The sequence below is a fragment of the Arthrobacter sp. UYCu723 genome, from assembly GCF_054059215.1.
In genome coordinates, this window is record NZ_JBSSBW010000004.1 from 178,216 (window position 1) to 200,748 (window position 22,533).

Sequence of the window (22,533 nt, forward strand, 5' to 3'; positions counted from 1 at the left end):
TTATGCGTCCCTCGTTTCGGTGCTGGATCTCATCCCTGGTTCGCTGACCCCGGCGCAGCTCCCCGGACTGGACCGGGTCCATGCCTTGCCGCCGTTGTACTTGCGCTGGACTCGCTTCACCTCCCGCATGCTCGCCCGAACGATCAGGTCCGACACGCCTCGCGTCCCCCCTTCGAGGTGGCCGGCGGCCAGGAACGCGGCACGGACCTGCCCTGCCTGGTCCTCGGTGTAGTACGGCGTGAACGCGGCAACCTTTTTCACCGTCATTGCTCCTCGGCCTGGTCCTTGTCCTGCCCGGCGCGTGCCTGGCCGCCGGTGACGGGAACCTGCGCCGGGGTGATGCGTGCCAGCAGGGCCTCATAAGCTGCCTGCATCGCGGTGTCCCTGGCGGCTGAGGCAGCGAGCTTCGTTGCGGCCTCGGCTGCTGCGGCGGCGGCGGCGCGCTCCGCGCCCCGGGATTCCTCCAGCTCGCCGGCCAGCGCGGTCAGCTGTGCCTTCAGTTCCTCGACCTGGGTGCTCAGGCCGGACACGGCCGTGTCCTTCTCCCCGGTGAGCTGGTCCAGATCTTCGACGAGCTCGGCGATCTCCGCGTCCCGGTCTTTGCGTTCCTGCGCCCACGTCGCTTCCACCCCCGCGTGCCGGCTGTCCGCCAACGCGGTGGCCTCAGCCCAGGCAGTGCCGGCCAGGCGTGCGGCCGCCTCCAGCAACGTAGCCGGTGTCGCGGCCAACTGGCTGCCCGCGGCCTGCCGTTCCTCCGTCCATTCCTTCAAATACCGCGTCGCGTCGGCGTTACTCACGCCGGCCGCGGCACGCACGGTCGAGACGGTAGGGCGGCGCTCGGCGCTGATCTGCTCGGCGGCGGCGTACACGCGGTCTTTCACGCTCTGCGTCATGATCCATCCTCATCGAAAAAGAAAGTAGTAGGAGTAGTAACGATACTACTCCTACTACTTCGAGTTGTCGCCGGTCTTTAGCGCACGGTTTCTGCGGCTGCGCCTTGGGTCAGCCGGCCCTGGGTCGCGTCGTCCAGGTGGGGCGCGGGAAAGCCCGGAAGTCAAAAGCTTCTGCCCTGCCAACCGGGTTAACCTCGCCTGGCTAGGCGAGTGCCGCCGTCAAGGACCGCAGGATCCAGTTGCGATACGCCTCAACGGTCCACCCCGAGGATCCCACCAGTGCCTTGAACGTCTGCGGATGTCCCAACGACCAGATGGCGGCAGCCGCCTCGCCGTCGGTCATGCCGGAGGTGAGGCCGCCCCGCTCCCGGACAGCGGCGGCCGCCTTGTGGTAGCGCTCCAGCCGCTGAAGGGCGCGGTGCTGCTCCAGCGCGGCAACATCCGGGTCTACGGCGGCCGCCTGAGAGATCACATCCATGATGCGGCCGGTGCGCTGATGCACTTCGACGAACCAGTCCGCGAGCACCACTGTCAAGGAGTCCAGGTCGGGTGCGTTCTGCGTGCGTTCCTGCATCAGCTCCAGCACTTGCCGGGTGCCGGGCCCGGCGGCGGCCGCATCCAACACAGCTGAGAGCAGGGCCGCCTTGTTTCCCACCGAGTTGTAGACGGTCTGCAGCGCAACGCCCGCCTCGGTGGCGACGGATTCGATGGTGGTACGGACATAGCCGTTTGCATCAAAGAGACGCCCGGCGGTGGCCACGATATAGGCGCGGGTCTCGGCGGCCTGGGTCACCCGCCGGTTCGCTTTGGGAAGCGCCGAACGCACGGTTGCCGCCTTGGGAGCGGGCGCTGGAGAAGCTGTTGTTTTTGATGCATTCGGCATCACATTAGACTATCGCCCCATTGATTAGAACGATATTCTAGTGGAATAGTGATCGCCCACTACCAGCGTTGAGGGAGTTCTCATGAGCGAGGAAGGTCAGCCGTTCGATGCACTGGTGATCGGAGCCGGTCAAGCCGGACTTGCGGCGGGATACCACTTGGCCGGCAGGAGACTCCACTTCGCCATTCTGGAAAGCGCGGGCCGGGTCGGTGACCAGTGGCGGGGCCGGTGGGACTCGCTGCGGCTGTTCACGCCCGCACAGCATGACGGTTTGCCGGGGCTTTCCTTCCCCGCCGCCAAAGGCACCTTTCCGGCCAAAGAGGAAGTGGCCGCCTATCTGGAAGGCTACGCCGAACACTTCAACCTGCCCGTGCGGACAGGTACGCGCGTCAGCGGTGTGCGCCGGATCGACGACGGCTTCGAAGTTGCCACCGGCTCGGGCACGCTCCGGGCGCGCAACGTCATTGTCGCTGCCGGCGCCAACACTCTCCCCCGGATCCCGGCTGCGGCCAAAGAGCTCGAACCCGGCATCCGCCAGCTGCACAGTTCGCAGTACCGCCGCCCCTCCGATATACCCGAGGGCGACGTGTTGGTTGTGGGCGCCGGAACTTCCGGGGCTGAAATTGCCAAGGAGTTGGCCGCCACCCACCGGACTTTCATCGCCGGCCGGCCCACCCCACACATTCCCGATCCCGTGCTGCGATACGCCGGAGAGGCATACTGGCGGCTCATCCACTCGGCACTCACCACCGAGGCGCCCCCGGGCCGGAAGGTGGCCGCCAACTTCCACAAGCGCGGGGCACCCCTGATCCGGATCTCCGTTAAGGACCTAGACCGCGCAGGCGTAGTGCGGCTGCGGCGCTTGACCGGCACCAGGGACGGGCATCCCGCGTTCGACGGCGACCCTGCGGCCGGCGCCCAGACGATGGGCTTGCAAACTCTCATCTGGGCCACCGGTTACCGGGCGTCGCTGGATTGGATCGAGGACCTGCCGGTGACGGAGTGGGGCTGGCCGGTCACGCGCCGCGGCGTCGTGCCGGAACTACCCGGACTGTACTTTGTGGGCATGCCGTTCCAGTACGCGCTGACCTCGGGACTGATCGGCGGGGTGGGCCGCGATGCTGCCTTCGTCGTCGGGCAACTTGCCGGCAACACCGTCGCGCAACCCGCTGGCGGTGCGCTCAAACGCGGGACTCGCTAGCGCCGAGCGGAAGGCACACCGGCGGCGGCTCCGCCCTCGGACTCGCTCGCCTGGGCCTCGCTTGGCCCCAGTTGATCCCCCACATCTTCGGCCGGAGGCACCCTGGCATCTTTGAGCTCAACAAAGAACGTATGAGTGTCTGTTTCTCCGATGTTTTCCCCGGAATGGTGCTGCGCCGGCAACCACCTCGCGATGCCAGCGGGCAGCTCCACATCGACGGACTTTCCATTTGAGGAAATACGGCGGCGAAAGGCGCTGGCCGTAATCATCACGCTGTCGGAATGGTAATGCTCGGTCGTCGCGTGCCCGGGGCTGTCCGAATACTCGAGCACACGAACACGCTCGTTTTCGAAGGCCACCCGATAATTGTCCGGATTCGTCTCAACAGGGTCCTTTGCCATGGACGCAATTTACGCCAACACAGCTTCCAGGACCAGAGACCCGATCCCCCCATAGCGCTCACGCGACCCGAGCGCAGGAACCGAGCGACACTTCGGGCCCCAGCCCGGAGCGATCGGGTTGACGAAAAACATAGGGGCACCCCGTTTTTTGGTTGCTGGCAAGCTCGCTTGCTCGGCGGCCGACGGAGCCCTGTCCACCCGTGAGGGCAAGGTGGGGAAAGTTCCTGGAGGAAATCAGCGACGAAGGAGCGCCGGAAGGAAGTTTGTCCGCCGCAGGCCCCGACGTAGGAGGGACTGGACGGGGTGGAGCGGACGCCTAGAATCCGGAGGACAGCAACCAAAAAGCGTCGAAGACGTAGAGATCAGGGCCGGGGTGTCCGGAGCTCTGCGACGGCACAACCTGGACCCAAGCAGGCGGGAGCGGGAGCGGACGGCCGTTCTCTGGGTGCAGCGCAGCGGAAACCAGGGCGAGCCCTGCGAGCCTGCACTAAAACCCTGGGGCCGGCACCGGAGGTGAGTACTTGGTCGTCCGCCGTCGCCCCGGGTGTCCATACTTTAGTGGCGCTGCAGCTGGATGCCGGCGTTTAAGACAGGGAAGGCCGGCACCCAGGGGCGCCGGCCTTCCACCGTTTTCCTCGGACAAAGGAAATCTATGGGGGTGCAGCGTCAGCGCTGCACTCGTATGTCTAGTACTTCTGGTCCTGGTTGTCCCAGCTGAAGTCAGCGGCGCCTGTCTTTTCATGCATGGTCAGCAAGGAGAGTTCCAGGATGTCCTGGTTGAAGGTCGCGCCTTCAGGTGCGGCGTCCTGGTCCGTGAGGATAAATCCGTGGCTCATGGTCTGGCTCCCGCCTGGTCGTCGTGTTTCCACTCTAACCCGGCGGGTCTTTCCCTTGTGTGTTGGTGGTGCTGCGCCCGCGCCAGCGTGATCGGCGGCCGGCGGAGCTTGCGGGGGAGGCCGCCACGCCCCACCGGATGGGACCGGACCTGTTGGCCCGGCCCCGTCGGGGTTTCTAGCGTTCCCGCTTGTAGGAGGTCGCGGGGTCCTTGGCGACTGCCGCCACGGTTCCGCGGTTGATCACTTCGCCCAGCAGCACAGCGAGCCGGAAGTCCGGCCTGTCGGCGACGGCCTGCTCGAAGTGATCCGCGGCCGATGATGACCGGCCTTTGAGGAATTCGATCCAGCCGATCAAGGTCAGCAGCGGGGCGCGGTATCCCTCGGGGGTCAGCCCGATCAGCTCCCGCGCCCGTTCCTGGGCCTTATCCACCCGCGCCCAGTCGGGGCTGATACCGATTCCCAGCAGCAGGTCCCCGCTGTTATCTGCCGTGGGGCGGTTCGGGTCAATGATGTTGCAGAGCAACACGTCCCGCACGGGCAGGATCTGGAACGCGGCTACCAGCTCCATGGCGTGGTGGATGGGAATTTCCCCGGTGTCCTGCAGTGCTGCCTGCCACAGGGCCCGCGGGGCGCTCATGTCCTCGTTGGCCAGTTCCTCGTAATGGGCGGTGATCGTCTCGATCCTCTCCACCGGCCCGGTGTAGGGGGCGTAGGTCGTGCCGGGTTCTGCGGCGTAGGCGCTGCCGCGGAACACCATTTCTGCGTTCAGGTTGCTGTCCTTGATGGAGTCCAGCGGCTGGGGTGCGCAGCATCCGGCCTCGCTGTCGCACAGCAGGTTCTGCCAGTGCGTGTTCGTCACCAGCCACCCGTCTTTGAGCGGGGTCCCGGCGGCGTCGAAGACTTCAATGAGCGCTTCGATGTGCCCGTGGAACGGGCGCGGGGCATCCGGCGCTGACTGGTCCGTGTAGACGGCCAGCAGGACGGCCGTGGCCGCGGTGTCCGCCGCGAGGTAGCCGCGCATGGCGCGGGCGAACATGCCCGGCGCCGCTTCCATGGGGGCGTCCACGCGGAGCGTGGCACCGAGCCGGTTGCCCTGCAGGGTCACGAAAACGAACGACTCTCGGGGCGCGTTGCCCAGTGCGTGCGGGATGAAGCCGAGGATGTCGGCGGGGCCGGTGGCGCGGATTGCATCAGTCATGGTGTTGCTCCTGTTGTCCGAGGATGGGGTGAGGGGACGGCGTAACCGTGCCAGCTACGTCCCTGACTCCCCCGTTGTTTTTTGGCTGCTGGCGAAGCTTGCGGAGCTGTGGCCGACGGAGGCCTGTCTACCCGCAGGGCAAGGGGGGCGAAATTCCTGGAGGAAATCAGCGACGCAGGAGCGCCGGAAGGAAATTCGTCCGCCGCAGGCCCCGACGGAGGAGGGGCTAGACGGGCTGGAGCGGACACGTACAATCCGAAGGACAGCAGCCAAAAAACGGTAATACTGGAAAAGGGCCAGGGACGGCCGGAGCTCTGCGACGGACAGCACTGGACCCAACAGCCGGCCGCGCCAGCGGACGCCCGATCCTTGGTGAGCCCTGGCGAACACGCTCTGAAACCATTGACGGGATTACCTGGGTGCGCCATCGGGGTTCCGTCGGCCGCCGGCGGGAGTTCCCCGGCTTCCTTGCCCTGGCGCTCATGGCGGTCCGCCGTACTCAACCACGCACCCAGGCCGGCCACGACGACGGACCGCCAGCGGTGACCGGCCCACAAGGACCGGCCACCCGTGCCGCCCTAGTCTTGGTCCGCTGCGGGGTGGTTGGCGATTGCCTTCACGAATTCCCGGATGGTGGCTCTCTCGTAGTGCCAGCCAGGGCAGGCGTTCAGCACGAGGGGCGGCACCGGGTAGGACCGGCCATGCTCCGGCGCTTCGAGGCCCAGGGCTGCCAGAACCTCGGGTTCAATCGCTTTGTACGCTTCATCGCTGATGCTGCGCTCTGTCCAGATGTGCCGGGCGCCATAGCGGATCCGCTGTCCGTCTTTCTCGTGGGTGACCGGGTCGGTGAAGTCTCCCGTGGCGTCGAGCTGTCCGCCTTCGAATGCGGCGGTGACGTCCTTCACCGCCCGTTCGCCGGGTCCGTCCGTCCAGAGGATATTGATGGTCGCACCGCCGCTGTATTTCTCCGTTTGAACGGAGAACTTCCGACCGGGGAATGCTGCTTTCAGCGCCGTGCGGATGAGCTTTGCGGTGTCCGTGGCCGTGACGTAGGTAGTCGTGGTGTTGGTCATGGTGTGGCTCCTCAAGGGTCGGGCTGTGCGGCCTCCCGGCGGGAGGCCGCACAGCGGGGGTGTTTAGGCTGCGGAGGCCGGGGCGTAGGGCTGGCGGTCACGGCTGGGCAATTCGGCGGCGGCCGCCGGTAGGTCCGCCGGGCCGTGGGCCTGTCCGTGCTTCCATGAGAAGAACGCGTGTTCGGTGATGGCGTCCCACTGCCGGGCCTGGGTCCGGTAGTAGGTGCAGGTCACGTCTCCCTCGCAGTAGGTGGCGACGCCGTACAGCTTGCCGGTGTTATCCGTGGCGGCGGTCGCGGCCACGATGACGTAGGGCCACTGACCCAGGTCCCAGCCCTCCGAACCCCAGCCGGGCACCGCGGCCCAGCCATGCTCACCGATCAAGTCCATCCAGTCGTAGCCGTCGTTCAGGTGGTAATCGCCGAGCACAACGGCGGCCGGGATGACCTCGTTCGTGTCCTGCGTGGTCACGGAGGCGGTGCGTACTGCGTTCATGGTGGTGTTCCTTCTTGTCCGAGAAGATCGGTGGGTGGGGCGGCCATAGTGACCGGCCAGCTCCCCTGTTCCCCCCGTTGTTTTTTGGCTGCTGGCGAAGCTTGCGGAGCTGTGCCCGTGCAGGCCCGTCTACCCGCAGGGCAAGCACCGGAAAATCTTCGAAGGAAATCAGCGACGCAGGAGCGCCGGAGAAGACTTTTCCGGGGCGCAGGCCCCGACGAAGGAGGGGCTAGACGGGCCGGAACGGGCACGTACAATCCGAAGGACAGCAGCCAAAAAACGTCGAAGACAAACAGGTGATGACGGGCAGGAGCTCTGCGACGGACCGGCAGCACCCAACAGCCGGCCGCGCCAGCGGACGCCCGAACACCGGGTGGAGCGCAGCGGAATCCGCCACTGACGGGTTGTGCCCACTGGCGGGCAGGTGGAGCCCTCCGCACAGCTCAAAGCTGTCCCCCTTGGGTACAACCCGCCACCGTCCCAACAGTTCCCGGCCTAGCCTGCGTCGGCTGCAATCCGGTGGGGAAATTGGAATGTCCGGGCCTGGGAGTACACTAAAAAGAGTCGAACATATATTCGAATAAAGGTGTGTTGTGGGCGTTATTGTCGGTCCCCGCGTGATAGATGCGGGCGTCTCTTTGTTGTCGGTGCTGATCTCTCCGGTGCCGGTCGCTGCTGGGTACCCGTCGCCTTATGTGCAAGTCGAATGTCTCATGAGACACCGGGACGGCAGGATGGGTGGCTTGCGAAAAAGCGAAATATCCGACGCCAAGACCCGGTCGTCGTAGTGGCCTGTATTTGCCGGGTTTGATGCGGTTCGTGCGGGGCCAGGTGTAGTCTCCGGTGAGGTTGATGTGTTCCCACCACTGCATCTTAAGAGTCGACGCTGGAACCGATTCGCTGCGGTTCCGCATTGGTGCGCGCACACTACAGGAGGTGTCATTGCGGCGGAGGTCACTTGCTGTGGCTCGCCAGATAGCGGCGTGAAAGCCTGCCCCTTACCCGGGAAGGTCACATGAATCCGGATCTGTAATATCCTGCCTGCCGCGAACACCCCCGTTACCCCCCCCAAGGGGGCCTGAGGCGACGTAGCATCAAGGTAGGCGGCAGCCAGGAGTGTGGCGAAATGTTTGAGCGATTTACGGACCGTGCCCGTCGTGTGGTTGTGTTTGCCCAGGAAGAGGCACGCCTGCTGAACCACGGTTACATTGGTACCGAACACATCCTCTTGGGTCTGATCCATGAGGGTGAAGGTGTTGCCGCCAAAGCCCTCGAGACCCTGGGCATCTCGCTCGAGGGCGTCCGCGAGCAGGTGCAGGAAATCATCGGCCCGGGCCAGCAGTCCCCGTCCGGCCACATCCCCTTCACCCCACGCGCCAAGAAAGTGCTGGAACTCGCACTCCGGGAGGCCCTGCAGCTGGGACACAACTACATCGGAACCGAGCACATCCTGCTCGGCCTCATCCGCGAGGGTGAAGGCGTTGCCGCCCAGGTGCTGGTCAAGCTCGGCGCTGACCTGAACCAGGTCCGCCAGCAGGTCATCCAGCTGTTGTCCGGCTACCAGGGCAAGGAAACCACCGGCGCCGGCGTCGGTCCCGGCCAGGACCAGGCTGAAGCGACTCCCGCCGGTTCCGTGGTCCTGGACCAGTTCGGCCGCAACCTGACCCAGGCTGCGCGCGAGAACAAGCTGGACCCCGTGATCGGGCGCGAATCCGAAATGGAACGCGTCATGCAGGTCCTGTCCCGCCGCACCAAGAACAACCCGGTGCTGATCGGTGAGCCGGGCATCGGAAAGACCGCCGTCGTCGAGGGCCTGGCCCAGGCGATTGTCCGCGGCGACGTCCCCGAGACTCTCAAGGACAAGCAGCTGTACACCCTGGACCTTGGCTCCGTGATTGCCGGTTCCCGGTACCGCGGTGACTTCGAAGAGCGGCTGAAGAAGGTCCTCAAGGAGATCCGCACCCGCGGCGACATCATCCTGTTCATTGACGAGATCCACACCCTCGTCGGCGCCGGCGCGGCCGAAGGTGCCATCGATGCGGCCTCGATCCTGAAGCCATTGCTGGCCCGCGGTGAACTGCAGACCATCGGTGCGACCACGCTGGATGAGTACCGCAAGCACATCGAGAAGGACGCCGCGCTGGAGCGCCGCTTCCAGCCGATCCAGGTCAAGGAACCCTCCGTGGCTGACACCATCGAGATCCTCAAGGGCCTGCGTAACCGGTACGAGGCACACCACCGCGTCACCATCACCGACGGCGCTTTGGTTGCCGCCGCGAGCCTCTCGGAGCGTTACGTCTCGGACCGCTTCCTGCCGGACAAGGCGATCGACCTGATCGACGAGGCCGGTGCACGGCTGCGTATCCGCCGGATGACCGCCCCGCCGGAGCTCAAGGTCATGGACGCGCACATCGCCGCGATGAAGACGGCGAAAGAATCCGCCATCGACGCGCAGGACTACGAAGGCGCCGCGGCGCTGCGCGATCAGGCGCAGAAGCTCGTCAGCGTGCGCAAAGAGAGGGAGCGCCGATGGAAGACCGGCGGCATGGACGACATCTCCGAGGTCGATGAGGATCTGATCGCCGAGGTGCTGGCGAACTCGACCGGCATCCCGGTCTTCAAGCTCACCGAGGAAGAATCCTCGCGTCTGCTGAGGATGGAAGATGAGCTGCACCAGCGTGTTGTGGGCCAGGAGGAGGCGATCAGGTCGGTCTCGCGGGCCATCCGCCGCACCCGTGCAGGCCTGAAGGACCCGAAGCGTCCGGGCGGGTCCTTCATCTTCGCCGGTCCCACCGGCGTCGGCAAGACCGAGCTCGCCAAGGCACTGGCCGAGTTCCTGTTCGGCGAGGAGGACGCCCTCATCACCCTGGACATGTCCGAGTACTCGGAGCAGCACACGGTCTCGCGTCTCTTCGGTGCCCCTCCGGGCTACGTCGGCTACGACGAGGGCGGGCAGCTTACCGAGAAGGTCCGGCGCCGTCCGTTCTCCGTGGTCCTGTTCGACGAAGTGGAGAAGGCGCACGCTGACCTCTTCAACTCACTCCTGCAGATCCTCGAAGACGGCCGCCTGACCGATAGCCATGGCCGGGTGGTGGACTTCAAGAACACCGTGATCATCATGACCACCAACCTGGGCACCCGGGACATCTCCAAGAGCGTTGCCACCGGCTTCCAGTCGGGCACGGACACGCAGACCGGCTATAACCGGATGCGTGCCCGTGTGACGGAGGAGCTCAAGGCCCACTTCCGCCCCGAGTTCCTGAACCGGGTGGACGACGTCATCGTCTTCCCACAGCTGACCCAGGACGAGATCATCCAGATCGTGGACATGTTCGTGGGCCGGCTGGAGCAGCGCCTTGCGGACAAGGACATGGGCATCGAGCTCACGCCCGCGGCCAAGGTACTCCTGGCCACCCGCGGCTACGATCCCGCGATGGGTGCCCGGCCGCTGCGCCGCACCATCCAACGCGAAATCGAGGACCAGCTCTCCGAGAAGATCCTCTTCGGCGAGCTGCACGCAGGCGACATCGTGGTGGTGGACGTGAACGGCGAAGGCGAGGACGCCAGGTTCACCTTCGCCGGAAACACCAAGCCGCGGATCCCGGACGCACTGCCCGCCGCGAACTAAACGGAACACCGCCGCTGGCCACCGCCGAGGCGGGCTGAAATCCGGTGTCTCACCTCATTGTCCTGCAGGCCGCACAGGATCGGCACAGGCAAATTCAGGCCCCTACCATCACCTTCCAAGGCTTAGCGTGGTATTTTTTCCGTTTTCTGAAGCGCCCCGCCATTAACCCTTCGGGGCGGCATGCTTCAGGTCGGCCTTGACTTGGTGGCGTTTGCCCTCGGCCTTCAGCCGGTCGTTGCCGGTGGCATCGCCGGCGGCTTCCTTGCCCTTGCCGTGGAGTTTCTCGGCAGCGTTGTGGATCTTGTCGCCCAAACCCATGGTGCTTGCTCCTTAATTGGCCGCCCCGCCAACGTGAATGCCGTAGGGGCCGACAGTTTCATTGTAAGGACGAACCCGTCAAAAAGGTCAGAATGGAATCCTAGTCCGCCGGGCGCGATGCCGGCCTCCGGAAGACACCGCTGGTGCGCTGGCTACAAATGAATATCGGTGCACGGAACGGGGCGAGGGAAAGCTGGTGATGCTGCATTGACGGGACGGCTGCGGGCTTTTTCTCCCGCCGGATCCACGGACCCCGCCCTCCCGGTGTCCAGGGGAATTTTCATGGCGGGGAACGGCCCCAATATTGGTGCGGTAGCGGGCATAGAGACAGCCGTTAGGCGCCGTTCCCGCCTGTGCAGACGCGGGCACCCCCAAGGGAAATTGACGACACCGAGCCATTGCCGTCTTGCTTTCCGGGACCTCCAGCAGGGAATGCCCGATGGGAGAGACCCGCACGGACCTGCCCCGTCCGTGCAGGGTTCTTTCGTTTCGGCACGCAAAGCACTCCCGCGGAACACGCAGGCTGATGCAGGCCGCCCGGACAAGGAAGGCCCGCTCCCGGGGCGGACGCCACCCCGGGATTCGTTTTACGCATTCATTCTCGCCGATGCTCTCGCAGCCGGTGGCGTCCTCCTGCTCTGCAACGTCCGGAAACGGCGGGACAGCCCGGGCAGTGGAGGCAAGTGCGTCCTCCAGATGAACCCCCTCCGGCCCGGCCATCGGGAGTCTTGTGCGGTGACGGACTCTTCCGTCGCGGGGCCGGTGCGGAGCGCCGCATCCGTGCCGGTCCGAACCGGCGTAGCCCGGACGGCGCAGCCTCAGTTGAACACGGCGCAGCGCCAGTGCCGGGATCAGCGCCGGAGTTTTCTTTCGCGGAGGGAAAACAAGGCCTGGGCGAGGGGTGAGTAGCGGGCGCTCTTGTGTGTCCGGCTATGGGTACCGCACCCCGGGCGTGCGGCGTAGTCTGCAGTCATGATTGGGGAGGGCATTGTGGTGAAGATGAGGTGCGGCAGGCATCCGTACACGCCCCCGGCCGAAGCGGCGTTGGCCCGGTGCCCGCCCGGTCCAGGCCTGTCAGAGCGGGGACTCCCGTGACAAAATGGGTGTGTTGCGCGCAACCTCATTGGCATGTGCGTCTGCATTAAGGACCGGACATGAAGAAAGAGCTGAATGAGGCCGCGAATGTGGTCGAGGAGGCATCGAACTCCAGGGCTCTTGTGATCGCGGCCAGGGCAGGGTTTGCCGTCAGCGGCGTGCTGCACCTTCTGATCGGGTTCGTCGCCATCCGGTTGGCCTTCGGCAAGGCTGGGCAGGCGGACTAGGGCGGTGCCGTTGCCCAACTCGCAGGCCAGCCCGCTGGACTGCTGCCGTGGACCGGATTCGCCGCGTGTGGCTCGGCTCTGGCAAACCAGTAACGCCGTGTTCGACTACGGTCAGCTGGAAGCCAGGAAGAAGGTGGGCAAGAAACTTTCCGCAGGCGGCAAGGCGGTGGTGTTCGCCATGATGGCGCTGACATTCGCTGCCTCCGCGGCTGGAAACAGCAGGAACAGCGGACAGTCCACCAGCGATTTCACGGTTCAATCATGAAAGCGCCCGCGGGTCTGTTCCTGCTGATCGTCATCGGAGCCGCCGTCGCCGTCGCCGGCATTGTCTTCGTGGTCCTCGGATTCAAGGCATGGATCAAGAAGGATCTGCGGCTGCCGTCGGGATCGGCCATGGCACCACCATCGGTGATGGTGGTGGGGGAAGCAAGTGCGGTGGTCACAGGAAATCGGTTTCCAAATCTCGCCCTTAAGGAGTCAGTGGGAAAAGAAGCAGTGTCTCACCCAATGCTGACAGACAGGGGAGGAGGGGTGTGGACGATTGATGCCTGGCGTTCATTCCCTAAATTCGTGACCTGATCGATATCGCCGGTCAGCTAGGACTCTTTCCCTGACTAACCTCGTATTTTCGCCCCGAGTGAGAAACGGGAAGGCCCAGAGCCAGAATCGGATGGTGAAGCGGTTCAAGAGTCTTGTATCCCATAGGTTTCGAGACACTGAGGTTACGAGACACCGAGTCGGATTAGGAGAAGGAGTCGGCCGCCCGCAGGCGGACCCTTAAGGAGAACGACGGGTGAGACAGATTCCTCGCCGGATGGTCCGCGAACGAGCGAGAAACGGCAACGGCGATGACGGCGGCGAGACGGTGTACTTCACTGTCGACTCCGGACGTCAATCCCGCTATTCCGGTGAACAATGCGAGTATGCCCGTTAAGGGATCTCCAACCGAACCCGCTATCCGCTCCTACGTGCGACTGTCACCGCTAGGTCCAATATTCCGCTGACACTGTAAAATTCAGATTGTGTCAGCGGAATGTCGCTCGTGGACTGGACGGATAAAGCGTAGCCCAATACCTAATTGGTCGGACCCGGTCAAGCTAGTGTTCTACGAGAACTTGACGCCACCTGTCAGCTGACTAACCCCTAGCGTCAGTTTTCCCGGCGATTGTGGAGTTACGTCCACTGTGGTCGTTCCGGTCTTTCCTCGCGATGTCTCAACGAGAACATGGTGCTGCCCGGCAGCAACCGGAATTGTCATTGACTTTCGCGCCTTGATGTCTCCGTACAATGTGTTGTTAACGTACACAGTCATCCCAACTGCCCCGCCGGCGAGACTCGGACGCACAATAACGAGTTCACATGAACCGCCAGGTGACTCAATTCCGCAATTTGGACACATGCGCGCTGAATCCGAAACCGTATTGCCACACTCACGACATTGAATCATTGCCACGGCAGTTCATCCTTTTCGCTACACCCACCACATTGGCCTGGGTCCTGCGATGACCATATCGCTTATACCTGCACCGTGGGGAAATTTATCCAGGCCTGCACCAAGAGCTTCGATGTTCACCCATGCCGTTCGCAACACCCGACAGTTCGGAGATCGACGTCGGCCAGCCTCTCATTCGTGTCCGTAAACCTGTCCCCCCACCGGCCGCCATGCCTCTGACCGGCCCAACGGCAGCGGGTGGGTAAAATGATCAAGAACAAGACCTACGAGGGGGACGTGGATGAGTAACCTGGGCGGCTACCAGACAATAACGACGATCTTCAAGGCACTCGGCGGACCCAAAAAAGCCGTGGTCGTCATCCTCGGAGGCACGTTTGCCGTTGGCGGTGTCGCGGGCTCATTTGTGCCGAGTGCCTTCAAGCATGCGAAAGCCGCCGTCAAGAAGCGCACCTCACCCGGCCCGACGACGGGTCAGATGTTCACAGTCCACACCGACCGCGATGGTGACGACCGCAGCGAGCCGAAGCTCCGCGTCGGCGACCAGTACCGTGTCCTCGAGCGCGACGGGGATGCGGTCCTCATCGATGTGCTGAACAATGCCAACAACCCCTACTTCGTATCCGGAGAGATACTGGCGAGGATCTCCGACTTTCCAGCGAACGAGGCAGGAGGGGGCGAGTAGCCCTCAGCTCCCACTACGGTACGCAGCGATTTCCGGCTAGTGTGACCTGGCGTTGCCGTTCTGCTTGTGGTCAGAGTTCCACCCAAGGTTCCGTCCAAAGCCAGGAGGACAGGGAGGCATTTGGTGGGTGCTCTGAGCAGCTTTAGCCATAAACACGGAATCATGGCCTGTGGCCGCCGCCCAAGATAAAGCGCAGAGCATCTAGGAGCGTGGGTCAGATGTGGTTGCCGGCCGGCTTGTGGCCCTCGGACGGTTGCCGCTGCGGTCCGGAATTCGGGCTGAGACCGCCGGATGGCCGAGTCGTTATGGGCCGCCGGAGGTTGGCGGGGCGGTAGGCGCGGGTATCCCGGTTCCTGTCTCTCAGGTGCCGGCGGTTGCCGCGGCGGTGCGGACGGTGAAGAGTTTGAGCAGGTTGTGGCAGCCGGCGATCAGGTTCCATTCCTGCCGCGCCTGCTCCAGCCCGCGCAGCAGCACGTGTTTGCCCTGCCGGGTCTGGATCTGGCCGAAGACCGGTTCCACGATCGCCTTGCGCCGGGCGTAGACGGCCTGGCCCCTCTTCGTCTTGAGTTTCCGGGCCATGCGCTCTTTGGCCGTGGCGTTCTTGGGAATCCGTCCGCGGGGCGCGTCCGGGACCTTTTCGCCGTGCTTGAGCCGGCCGGTCGCGATAAAGAACTCGGTTCCGCCCTCACTGTCGGTCTCGATTTCCCTGACGTGTTCGAGGTTCCCGGCGGAGCAGTAGCCGGCATCGATGGTCCACTGGGCGGGCATCCGGCCGAACGTTTCGGTGGTTTTTTCGATCATCGGTCCCAGTTGCTGCACGTCGACCGCGGTGTTGTTCAGATCGGTTGCCACGATAACCTGGTGGTCCTCGTCGACCACGGCCTGGCCGGTGTAACTGTAGTGGTAGGACCCGTCGGCGGTCTTCATGATCCGGGAGTCCGGGTCGGTGAAGTTGCGCTGCGCCGTCGGCTTGACCTGCGCCCCGGTCGCGGCTTCTTCGCCTTTGACGGCCACTGTGTCCTCGTCCTCGCCGCGGTCCTTCGCCTTGCGTTCGGCTTCCCTGCGGGCCTTGTCCGCGGCTTCTTCTTCGAGCTGTTTGCGGGCCGCGGCCAGCTTCGCCAGCCTCGACTTCTTTCCGGCCAGCTCCGCCGGGAGTTCGTCGCCGCGCTTGTCCTTGCCGTACCGGGCGTCCTCGGCCGCGTCGGTGGCCTCCGCTGCGGCGAGCAGCTCGGAGACCTCGTCGCCGAGGACCTTCTGCTTTTCGGTCAGCCGCGCGTAGCTCATGGACTTGCGCCGGGAGGCGTTGGCCCGCACTTTCGTTCCGTCCAGGGCGACCCTGCCCAAGGAGACCATGCCGGCGGCCCGGCACAGTTCCAGGGCCTGCAGGAACACGTTCCCCAGCGCCGAGAGGTGGCGTTTGCGGAAGCGTCCGATGGACCTGAAGTCCGGGAACTGCTGGGCAGCGAGCCACCGGAACGCGACCACATCCGTGCACGCACGTTCCAGCTCCCGTGAGGAACGGACGCCGGTGCAGTAGCCATAGAGAAGGATCCTCACCATCAGCCGCGGCTCATAGGGTGGCTGGCCCTTCGTTTTCGCGTACGAGTCGTAGAACCGGGTCAGGTCCAGCTCCTCGTCCACGAGATCGGCGATGAACCGGGCCAGGTGGTTGGCAGGCAGCCACTCATCCAGCGACGGCGGAACCAGCATCACCGCGTCCGGCTCAAAGGCCTTGAACCGTTTGTTCGCACCGGCGCCGGTCTCCACCACGTCCTCGCCAGCAGGCTCGACCCGCTCCACGAGTCCTTCATCAAACAACCCGTCCTGGGCACCGGAATCCATACCCCGATTCTCCCAGCCGCACCCGGTACAGCCCGGCACTTCGCCCGGCGTTTTAAAAATCCGGACGACTACTGACCCACGCTCCTAGGATTAGCGCCCGTTAACCTGTTTCCCGCTGGCCAACTCGCCACCTTCATGCCTTCCCTTCGAGAAAGCCGGCGCACTCTGATTCCCGTAAGACCCGCCCGCAAAACTGCCCGGTGAACGCGCGTGCCCTAAACGCTCCACTCCAGATCGTCTCGCAACCCCAGGGATACAAGACGCCTCATCGATCAGGCGGCCGCTGCGACGGTAGGGCTCTAGTGTGACTGTTGGTTCGGCTTGGCGGTATTTCACAGCTCGGTTTGGCGGTTCTAGCTGATTCCGATCACGAGGGTCGAGCGTGCGGCTTCAATGACGTCGTCGGTGATGGTGCTGAGTTCATTGATTTTCATGACTCGTTCGACTTGGGTGAAGAGCCGGTCGATGAGGCGGAAGTTGCCTCGGGTAATCCGGGCAACGGCAGCGATGGCCTGGGCATCGGTGAAATCTTCCGGGTCCAGGGTTTGGCCGAGTTTGTGCCAGCGGCGCTCAAGGACAAAATTCAGTTCTTCCTGGGCGAGTGGGCGATATTCGTGGGCGAAGCCGACCCTGCTGTAGAGCTGTGGGTAGCGGCTGAACCATTTTTCGATTCCGGGCATGCCGATGAGGATCAGGGCTGTGTTGTCCCGGTCGTAGCGGTCACGCAGGAGTTCAAGCGCCGTGGCGTTGAGCCGCTCGGATTCGTCAATGATGAGCAGCTCCACATGCTTGCCGGTGCGGGTGGGTGGTCCTGTCTTCTTGCCGATCTTTTCCAGATGCTGGTCAACGCAGATCGATACGCGGGTGCTGATGTGCTCGAGTTCGGCATGGATCTGTTTGGGCGAGGTGAGCACGGCAGGTGTATAGAAGACGCTGCGTGCCCGGGCCAGGGCTGCATAGATCTGGAAGTCAGAGTCGTCCCGCGGACCCCACTGTTCCAGGAGGTTCTCTGCCTTATGCCAGTTTGCGTAGCGCCTGGCGGAGAGGGTCTTTCCGATTCCGGCCTGGCCGTAGCAGATGCCGATGGTGTGCTGGCGGCGCACCGCGTCCGCGAACTCAGCGAACCGGGCTTCCATCCGTCTCAGCAAGGGATCCTTTATCAAGACGTAGGGACCTGCCCCCAAAAACATGCTGACCGACCCCGTCCTTCCCGACTTCTGAATTGCAGCGATAAATGGCTCTCCTGACTCATCCGTGGGCTTTTTGCGCGCGCCTTAACGGAAGCACGCCGCTTTCCGTCTAGGTTTCTGACTGTCTAAGGAACAGAAACTTTTGGAACGGGAAAACGGCGTGCAAGATGCAAGACTATGGCGAACTCTGCTCGGTGTCGAGAAAACGGTTGTGGAGTCCATTGATTTGGATGACGGTGGCGGGTTCTTGATCGCTTCGGTCCGGCCTACCGGCTCTATGCGGAACCGGTGCGGCATCTGCGGGCGCCGGAGCCCGAAATACGACCAGGGTCAGGGGAGGCGCCGTTGGCGCTCCCTGGACCTGGGCACGGTCCAGGTATGGCTCGAAGCCGGCGCCCCGAGGGTCCGCTGCCGGGACCACGGCGTGAGCGTGGCAGCCGTCCCGTGGGCCCGGCACCAGGCTGGCCACACCCATGATTTCGATGCTCAGGTCGCCTGGCTCGCCACCAAGTCCTCCAAGACCGCGGTCACCGCCCTGATGCGTATCGCCTGGCGCACCGTCGGGGCGATCATTACCCGGGTCTGGGCAGATACAGAGAAAGAATTCGACCGCTTCGCGAACCTGAAAAGGATCGGCATTGACGAGATTTCCTACAAGCGCGGACACAAGTACCTGACAGTGGTCGTGGACCACGATTCCGGTCGGCTGCTCTGGGCCGCACCGGGCCGCGATAAAGCCACCCTGCGCACCTTCTTCGATGCTCTCGGCGATGAACGCTCCGCAGCCATCACGCACGTAACCGCGGATGCGGCCCCCTGGATCGCCGCCGTTGTCACCGAACGCTGCCCGGACGCCGTCCAGTGCGCGGATTCATTCCACATCATCAAGTGGGCTACCGAGGCTCTCGATGAAGTCCGCCGGACGGCTTGGAACGAGGCCCGCAGAGCAGCCCGGGCCAACGAGCCGGCAAGAGGCCGGGGACGGCCGCCGGCCGGGTCCCCGGCACGCCCCGATAGCGCCCTGGCCGCCGGGGTCAGGAACTCCCGGTACGCGCTATGGAAGAACCCTGAAAACCTGACCGAGAAACAGCAAACCAAGCTCGCCTGGATCGTCCAGACCGACCCCCGGCTCGGCCGTGCCTACTACCTGAAGGAAGGACTTCGCACGGTCTTCAAACTGCCCTTCGACGAGGCCGCCGAAGCGCTCGACAAGTGGGTGGCCTGGGCGCGGCGGTGCCGCATCCCATCCTTCGTGAAACTGCAGCAGTCCATCGTCAAACACCGGGCCAGTATCCTGGCCGCCATCGAGCACAGGCTTTCCAACGGGCGCATCGAGTCCATGAACACCAAGATCAGACTCATCACCAGAATCGCCTTCGGCTTCAAATCCCCAGACGCACTCATCGCCCTGGCCATGCTCAGCCTCGGCGGTCCCAAACCAGTGCTTCCCGGCCGAAATTAGCCCACGGATGAGTCAGGAGAGCCCGATAAATGCGGCGTTTTGCAACGCTGAGTGGCAGTTCCATCGCCCGCAAGCCGGTTTTACAGTGGTATGGATTCTGCACAGACCACGCTGCGCCGTGTGTCGCTTTGGGGTGCGACTTGGAGACACCGTCGCGCCACTCTAAGCTCTCGAAGAGTGTTTGATGTCCGGGGCCGAGGGGGAACAGCATGACGACAACAACGGGTGTGAAGTATGTGAAGTACGAGACGAGGTCCGTGAAAACGGTTCGGGGCTTGGAGGCCAGGACTAGGGCCAAGTTAGAGCAAGAGGGCTGGGAGTTCGTCTCTCAGGAGCAAGGGACAGTGCGGTCGGAGCTGACCTTCCGGCGCCCGAAACCAGAGACCCCGTGGAAACTGATCGGGACCGGCGGCGGCCTTAGACAAGCTCAACTCCGCCCGGATGGGTGGAATTAAGATTGGGGACCAGTTTCGGCTGACCGGCGAACTGTTCATGTCGGATCTGTGGATGACTGGGGCGGCCGGGGAGTTCACCGTCATGCTAAAGGCCCAAGGGGGAGCCCAAGACCTGTCCGTGTTCGTTGACTAGTCAGAAGCTGCCGGGTGGCGGGACGGTACAAAGGTCCAGATGATTGTGGAAATGGGTGAGGCTACGATCAACGGTGAGACCACAGATGGTTGGCTGAGGGCCCTGTCCGTGGAGACGATCCCGTAGCCGAAACAATTGCATCCGCGTTACGGCCAGCCTGAATACTGCTGCCCGTAAAACGATCCTCCAGCGGGCGGCCTTGGACGTGTCTACAGCTGCATGCTTAGGACTGTTCGGACGGGGATGTTCCCGCCTCGATCGTCAGCGACGCGGTGCATTCCGATTTTCTCAGCTACCCGCTCAGAAGCTCGGTTATCCGGATGGATGATAGCTATCAGTTCCTTGGCTTCAATATGTTCTCGGGCGTAGTCGCGACAAGCAGTGGCTGCTTCCGTCGCGAACCCCAGGCCCTGTAAGTCGGAACGCACGTGGTACCCGACCTCAAGCTTCTGCGCGCCGTTCACTTGCTGCCACGACTCTATTTCCAGTGCGTGGCTAAGGCCCGCAAGCCGATGCTCTTCCGGGGGACTGCTGCAGACGCTACAGGGGGCCTCGACGCGGTAGTTGTTGGTGTTTGGTGCAGCCGACTTCTGAAAAGTGACAGTTTGTGCAGGCGACTATTGAGCGGAATGCATTACCGTGCAGGGGACTTCTGACATTTTCATGTTCACACTCGTCTGCACTACCCCGGAATTCCGCGGGAGCGTGTGCAGACGACTTCTGAAAATGACACAGTCCGGTACTCCAGGACTCTGGACATAGCGTTTTAATTGTTGGCTGACGTTTCTTTGTTTTTGATCTCGAATCGCAGAATTCGGTCGGTGCCGGGGTAGCGGGTTTCGGTGTTGGTGAGGTGGTTGCAGAGCTCGCTGATCGCGGTGGTTGCCCGTTGGGTGGGGAGCGGGTCCAGACGGATGGTGAGGTAGCCGTCGGTGCGGGGGTCGATGTCTCCGCTGCCGGTGAGGGCCTGCCGGATCAGGGTGTGGGCTTCGTCCTCGCCGCGGGCGTAGCCGGTGTTGGTCCGGATTTCGCGGGCCAGGGTGGAGGCTGTGTTGAAGGCAGCCATCCGGATCGCATGGCTGAGCAGTTTCGTCTCGGTCTCCAGGACCTGCTGGCCGGCGGCGATCTCACCGAGGGGTACCCGGGCCGGGATTTCCCGGTGGGCTGCCTGCGCGGCGCCGAGCGCGGTTTCAGCGGTGAGCAGGTCCGCGGTGATCGTGTTGTGGATGGTGTTGGTGATCAGGACCGTGGTCGTTCCCGGCGGCGGTGTGCGGGCGGCGAGCATCGCCGCGTCGGTGTCGGCCAGGGTCTTCTCGTACCGGGTCCGGGCGGCGAGGACTTTCTGGTAGGCCTTGCGTTTGGCCGGGTTCGGCACGGACCGTTCCGGGTCGTCATCGGTGGATGTGTAGGCGTCGTGGGAATCCAGCGCGAAGCGGATCCTGGCGTAGCGGAAATAGTTTTCCTGCCGCCACCTGGCGCCCATCCGGTAGATGATCTCCCCTGCGGGCATGCCGGTGTTGGTGGTGAGGATGTGGATCTGCCGCACCCTGCCGCCGGGGGTGTTGACCTGGCGGCTGAGCTGGCGCATCGGAAACACTTCCCCGGTCGTACCGACCGGCACCTCCACGGCAGTGTCGGCGGCTTCCCAGGTCCGGGTTTGTCCGTGTTCGTCGGTGTGGGTGACCTCGGCAAAGTGGGAGGGCTGGACGTCCTCGGTGGTGCCTTTGCGCCAGGTCAACACGTCGAAGTTGTTCTCTGCCATGTGCTTGAACAGGGCCGGGGACCAGCCTCCCCGGTCGAAACCGACCAGCACCCGGCGGCCATCGCCGATGATGGTGCGCAGGGTCGGCAGGAGCCGGCGCAGTTCCCCGGTCAGCGCGGCCCCGGGCTCGGCCATGACCACCAGGACCGGGGCCCCGGCAGCGTCGGCGACCCAGGTTTCCTCGGTCGCCGGGACCGGGAACTTCAACCTCGTCGAATGGACTTTCCCGATCTTCCTGGTGCCCTGGTAAGCGCGGACATGCCCGTCAACATAGAGCACAGCGGCCAGATCCCCGCCCGGCTCAGCATTGCCGCCCAGGTGTCTGGCGGCCATTGCGGTGAGCAGCTCCCCGGCTTTGCCTCTGCTGGCCAGCGCGGCGGTTTTGCGGCGGAGGGTTTTCACTTCCGGGGCGCGGTCCAGGCCGAGCACCCGGCCCAAAGCTACCGGGTCGATCCGGGTGATCCCTTCGGCGCGTGGTTCCCCGGCCAGGGCCTGGAACACGGCGCCGGTCAGGATGGTCTCCAACCCGTAAAACCCGTTCGGCAACGCCCCGAAGGTCTCCTTCGCGCACTCCAAAAGTCCCGTGGTCTCCAAGGCGGGCAGGGCCAGGAACAGCCCGGCCAACGGCACACGGGCAGCGGGTGCGAACACCGGTGCCGCGCACTCCACCAACCCGGCCCGGGCCCACGCCCGCTCTCCGGACCGGTCCACCGGTGCCGGCAGCACCGGCAACCCGGCTGCCGGTGCTGCTGCCGCAGATGTGGCAAGCGGATCAAGCTTCACCGGTTCCGGACCGGTGGGCACCGGCATGGCCAGTGTCCGTCGCACGCTGAATTCGGAGACGCCCACCTTTGCCCCAATCGCCCGCAGCGACAGTCCGGTCGCCCGCAAGGCACGGATTTCGGACATCTTCGGTTCCGTCAGCCGGCTGGGCCCCTTCGGACCAGGCTTCTCCGGGGCCAGACCCAACACCCCTTCCGCGGCCAGGACCTGACGCCACCGCCACAAGGTGATCGCATCAACACCGAACGCGGCAGCGATCCCGGCGACCGAAGCGGCTTTGATGTCCGCCAGTTTCGCCGCCGCGAACCGGCGGGTCGCGATGTCCTTCTCGTCCCAGGCGTAGGAGAGTTCCCCATGAACGAACACGCGCCCACCCGTAGCATCCTCCAGCAGTGACGCCGCGAGCCCTATCGGCACCGCTCCGGCATCCATTGCTTGAGGAAAAGGCAGTTGGGCAGTCATCACGCTCATCATGCCACCCCTCCAAAACCGAATAATCTATTACTTAGATTCTATCGCAAGA

At 64.1% G+C, this 22,533-nt stretch carries 22 protein-coding genes and 1 pseudogene; 8 read left to right on the top strand and 15 right to left on the bottom strand.

Annotation, left to right across the window (positions count from 1 at the left end; genetic code table 11):
- From ACVWZ8_RS24660 to ACVWZ8_RS24670, 3 genes are all read right to left on the bottom strand, one after another.
- On the bottom strand, window positions 1–267 hold the full coding sequence (locus tag ACVWZ8_RS24660; RefSeq protein WP_456506416.1) for a ParB family protein: 267 nt from the start codon (window positions 265–267) through the stop codon (window positions 1–3).
- Window positions 264–893 (bottom strand): DNA-binding protein, encoded by a 630-nt coding sequence (locus ACVWZ8_RS24665; RefSeq protein WP_456506417.1) that lies wholly within the window; start codon window positions 891–893, stop codon window positions 264–266. The genes ACVWZ8_RS24660 and ACVWZ8_RS24665 overlap by 4 nt, the downstream gene beginning before the upstream one ends.
- A 202-nt stretch (window positions 894–1,095) precedes the next feature.
- Window positions 1,096–1,719 carry a TetR/AcrR family transcriptional regulator gene (locus tag ACVWZ8_RS24670; RefSeq protein ID WP_456506418.1) on the bottom strand — a complete coding sequence of 208 codons (624 nt, stop codon included), beginning with the start codon at window positions 1,717–1,719 and terminating at the stop codon, window positions 1,096–1,098.
- A 139-nt stretch (window positions 1,720–1,858) separates the two neighbouring features.
- Between ACVWZ8_RS24670 and ACVWZ8_RS24675 the strand changes: the two genes are divergently transcribed.
- On the top strand, window positions 1,859–2,977 hold the full coding sequence (locus ACVWZ8_RS24675) for a flavin-containing monooxygenase (protein ID WP_456506419.1): 1,119 nt from the start codon (window positions 1,859–1,861) through the stop codon (window positions 2,975–2,977).
- Here ACVWZ8_RS24675 and ACVWZ8_RS24680 read toward each other — a convergent pair.
- The 5 genes from ACVWZ8_RS24680 to ACVWZ8_RS24700 form a co-directional block, all read right to left on the bottom strand.
- A complete protein-coding gene (locus tag ACVWZ8_RS24680) occupies window positions 2,974–3,378 on the bottom strand; it encodes a cytoplasmic protein (protein ID WP_456506420.1) in 405 nt (134 codons plus the stop codon). The genes ACVWZ8_RS24675 and ACVWZ8_RS24680 overlap by 4 nt on opposite strands.
- 686 nt (window positions 3,379–4,064) lie before the next feature.
- Window positions 4,065–4,214 (bottom strand): hypothetical protein, encoded by a 150-nt coding sequence (locus ACVWZ8_RS24685; RefSeq protein ID WP_354184342.1) that lies wholly within the window; start codon window positions 4,212–4,214, stop codon window positions 4,065–4,067.
- A 175-nt stretch (window positions 4,215–4,389) separates the two neighbouring features.
- Window positions 4,390–5,412 (bottom strand): DUF4192 family protein, encoded by a 1,023-nt coding sequence (locus tag ACVWZ8_RS24690; protein WP_354184341.1) that lies wholly within the window; start codon window positions 5,410–5,412, stop codon window positions 4,390–4,392.
- Window positions 5,413–5,990: 578 nt separating this feature from the next.
- On the bottom strand, window positions 5,991–6,485 hold the full coding sequence (locus ACVWZ8_RS24695; RefSeq protein WP_354184340.1) for an LPD29 domain-containing protein: 495 nt from the start codon (window positions 6,483–6,485) through the stop codon (window positions 5,991–5,993).
- A 63-nt stretch (window positions 6,486–6,548) separates the two neighbouring features.
- The gene (locus ACVWZ8_RS24700; RefSeq protein ID WP_456506421.1) at window positions 6,549–6,980 is read right to left on the bottom strand and encodes a hypothetical protein; all 432 of its coding nucleotides are present in this window, start codon (window positions 6,978–6,980) and stop codon (window positions 6,549–6,551) included.
- A gap of 593 nt (window positions 6,981–7,573) precedes the next feature.
- Between ACVWZ8_RS24700 and ACVWZ8_RS24705 the strand changes: the two are divergent.
- Both ACVWZ8_RS24705 and ACVWZ8_RS24710 read left to right on the top strand, forming a co-directional pair.
- Window positions 7,574–7,672, top strand: a pseudogene (locus ACVWZ8_RS24705) (LexA family transcriptional regulator); the annotation flags it as partial.
- Window positions 7,673–8,106: 434 nt separating this feature from the next.
- Complete coding sequence (locus ACVWZ8_RS24710) at window positions 8,107–10,608, top strand: ATP-dependent Clp protease ATP-binding subunit (RefSeq protein WP_456506422.1); 2,502 nt, start codon at window positions 8,107–8,109, stop codon at window positions 10,606–10,608.
- Between the two features lie 162 nt (window positions 10,609–10,770).
- Here the strand turns inward: ACVWZ8_RS24710 and ACVWZ8_RS24715 are convergent, their stop codons facing one another.
- Window positions 10,771–10,926 (bottom strand): CsbD family protein, encoded by a 156-nt coding sequence (locus tag ACVWZ8_RS24715; RefSeq protein ID WP_456506423.1) that lies wholly within the window; start codon window positions 10,924–10,926, stop codon window positions 10,771–10,773.
- Between the two features lie 1,154 nt (window positions 10,927–12,080).
- Here ACVWZ8_RS24715 and ACVWZ8_RS24720 point away from each other — a divergent pair.
- Entirely contained in the window at window positions 12,081–12,248 is a 168-nt protein-coding gene (locus tag ACVWZ8_RS24720) for a hypothetical protein (RefSeq protein WP_456506424.1), read from the top strand.
- A gap of 111 nt (window positions 12,249–12,359) precedes the next feature.
- Here ACVWZ8_RS24720 and ACVWZ8_RS24725 read toward each other — a convergent pair whose 3' ends face one another.
- Complete coding sequence (locus ACVWZ8_RS24725) at window positions 12,360–12,500, bottom strand: hypothetical protein (protein ID WP_456506425.1); 141 nt, start codon at window positions 12,498–12,500, stop codon at window positions 12,360–12,362.
- Between the two features lie 9 nt (window positions 12,501–12,509).
- Between ACVWZ8_RS24725 and ACVWZ8_RS24730 the strand changes: the two genes are divergently transcribed.
- Window positions 12,510–12,827 carry a hypothetical protein gene (locus ACVWZ8_RS24730; RefSeq protein WP_456506426.1) on the top strand — a complete coding sequence of 106 codons (318 nt, stop codon included), beginning with the start codon at window positions 12,510–12,512 and terminating at the stop codon, window positions 12,825–12,827.
- A 214-nt stretch (window positions 12,828–13,041) separates the two neighbouring features.
- The gene (locus ACVWZ8_RS24735) at window positions 13,042–13,182 is read left to right on the top strand and encodes a hypothetical protein (RefSeq protein WP_456506427.1); all 141 of its coding nucleotides are present in this window, start codon (window positions 13,042–13,044) and stop codon (window positions 13,180–13,182) included.
- Between the two features lie 171 nt (window positions 13,183–13,353).
- Here ACVWZ8_RS24735 and ACVWZ8_RS24740 read toward each other — a convergent pair whose 3' ends face one another.
- A complete protein-coding gene (locus ACVWZ8_RS24740; RefSeq protein ID WP_456506507.1) occupies window positions 13,354–13,695 on the bottom strand; it encodes a zinc ribbon domain-containing protein in 342 nt (113 codons plus the stop codon).
- Between the two features lie 286 nt (window positions 13,696–13,981).
- Here ACVWZ8_RS24740 and ACVWZ8_RS24745 point away from each other — a divergent pair, with 286 nt between their 5' ends.
- Window positions 13,982–14,383 carry a hypothetical protein gene (locus ACVWZ8_RS24745; RefSeq protein WP_456506428.1) on the top strand — a complete coding sequence of 134 codons (402 nt, stop codon included), beginning with the start codon at window positions 13,982–13,984 and terminating at the stop codon, window positions 14,381–14,383.
- Window positions 14,384–14,743: 360 nt separating this feature from the next.
- Here ACVWZ8_RS24745 and ACVWZ8_RS24750 read toward each other — a convergent pair whose 3' ends face one another.
- Together ACVWZ8_RS24750 and ACVWZ8_RS24755 are read right to left on the bottom strand one after the other, a co-directional pair.
- A complete protein-coding gene (locus tag ACVWZ8_RS24750) occupies window positions 14,744–16,093 on the bottom strand; it encodes an IS1182 family transposase (RefSeq protein ID WP_456506271.1) in 1,350 nt (449 codons plus the stop codon).
- 485 nt (window positions 16,094–16,578) lie between these two features.
- Window positions 16,579–17,361 (bottom strand): AAA family ATPase, encoded by a 783-nt coding sequence (locus ACVWZ8_RS24755; protein ID WP_456506508.1) that lies wholly within the window; start codon window positions 17,359–17,361, stop codon window positions 16,579–16,581.
- Between the two features lie 214 nt (window positions 17,362–17,575).
- Here ACVWZ8_RS24755 and ACVWZ8_RS24760 point away from each other — a divergent pair, with 214 nt between their 5' ends.
- Window positions 17,576–18,877 carry an ISL3 family transposase gene (locus ACVWZ8_RS24760; RefSeq protein ID WP_456506025.1) on the top strand — a complete coding sequence of 434 codons (1,302 nt, stop codon included), beginning with the start codon at window positions 17,576–17,578 and terminating at the stop codon, window positions 18,875–18,877.
- A 797-nt stretch (window positions 18,878–19,674) separates the two neighbouring features.
- Here ACVWZ8_RS24760 and ACVWZ8_RS24765 read toward each other — a convergent pair.
- Window positions 19,675–19,929, bottom strand: coding sequence for a GNAT family N-acetyltransferase (locus ACVWZ8_RS24765; protein ID WP_456506429.1), 255 nt, complete (start codon window positions 19,927–19,929; stop codon window positions 19,675–19,677).
- A 302-nt stretch (window positions 19,930–20,231) separates the two neighbouring features.
- Window positions 20,232–22,472 (bottom strand): putative transposase, encoded by a 2,241-nt coding sequence (locus ACVWZ8_RS24770; protein WP_456506430.1) that lies wholly within the window; start codon window positions 22,470–22,472, stop codon window positions 20,232–20,234.
- Window positions 22,473–22,533 lie beyond the last annotated feature (61 nt).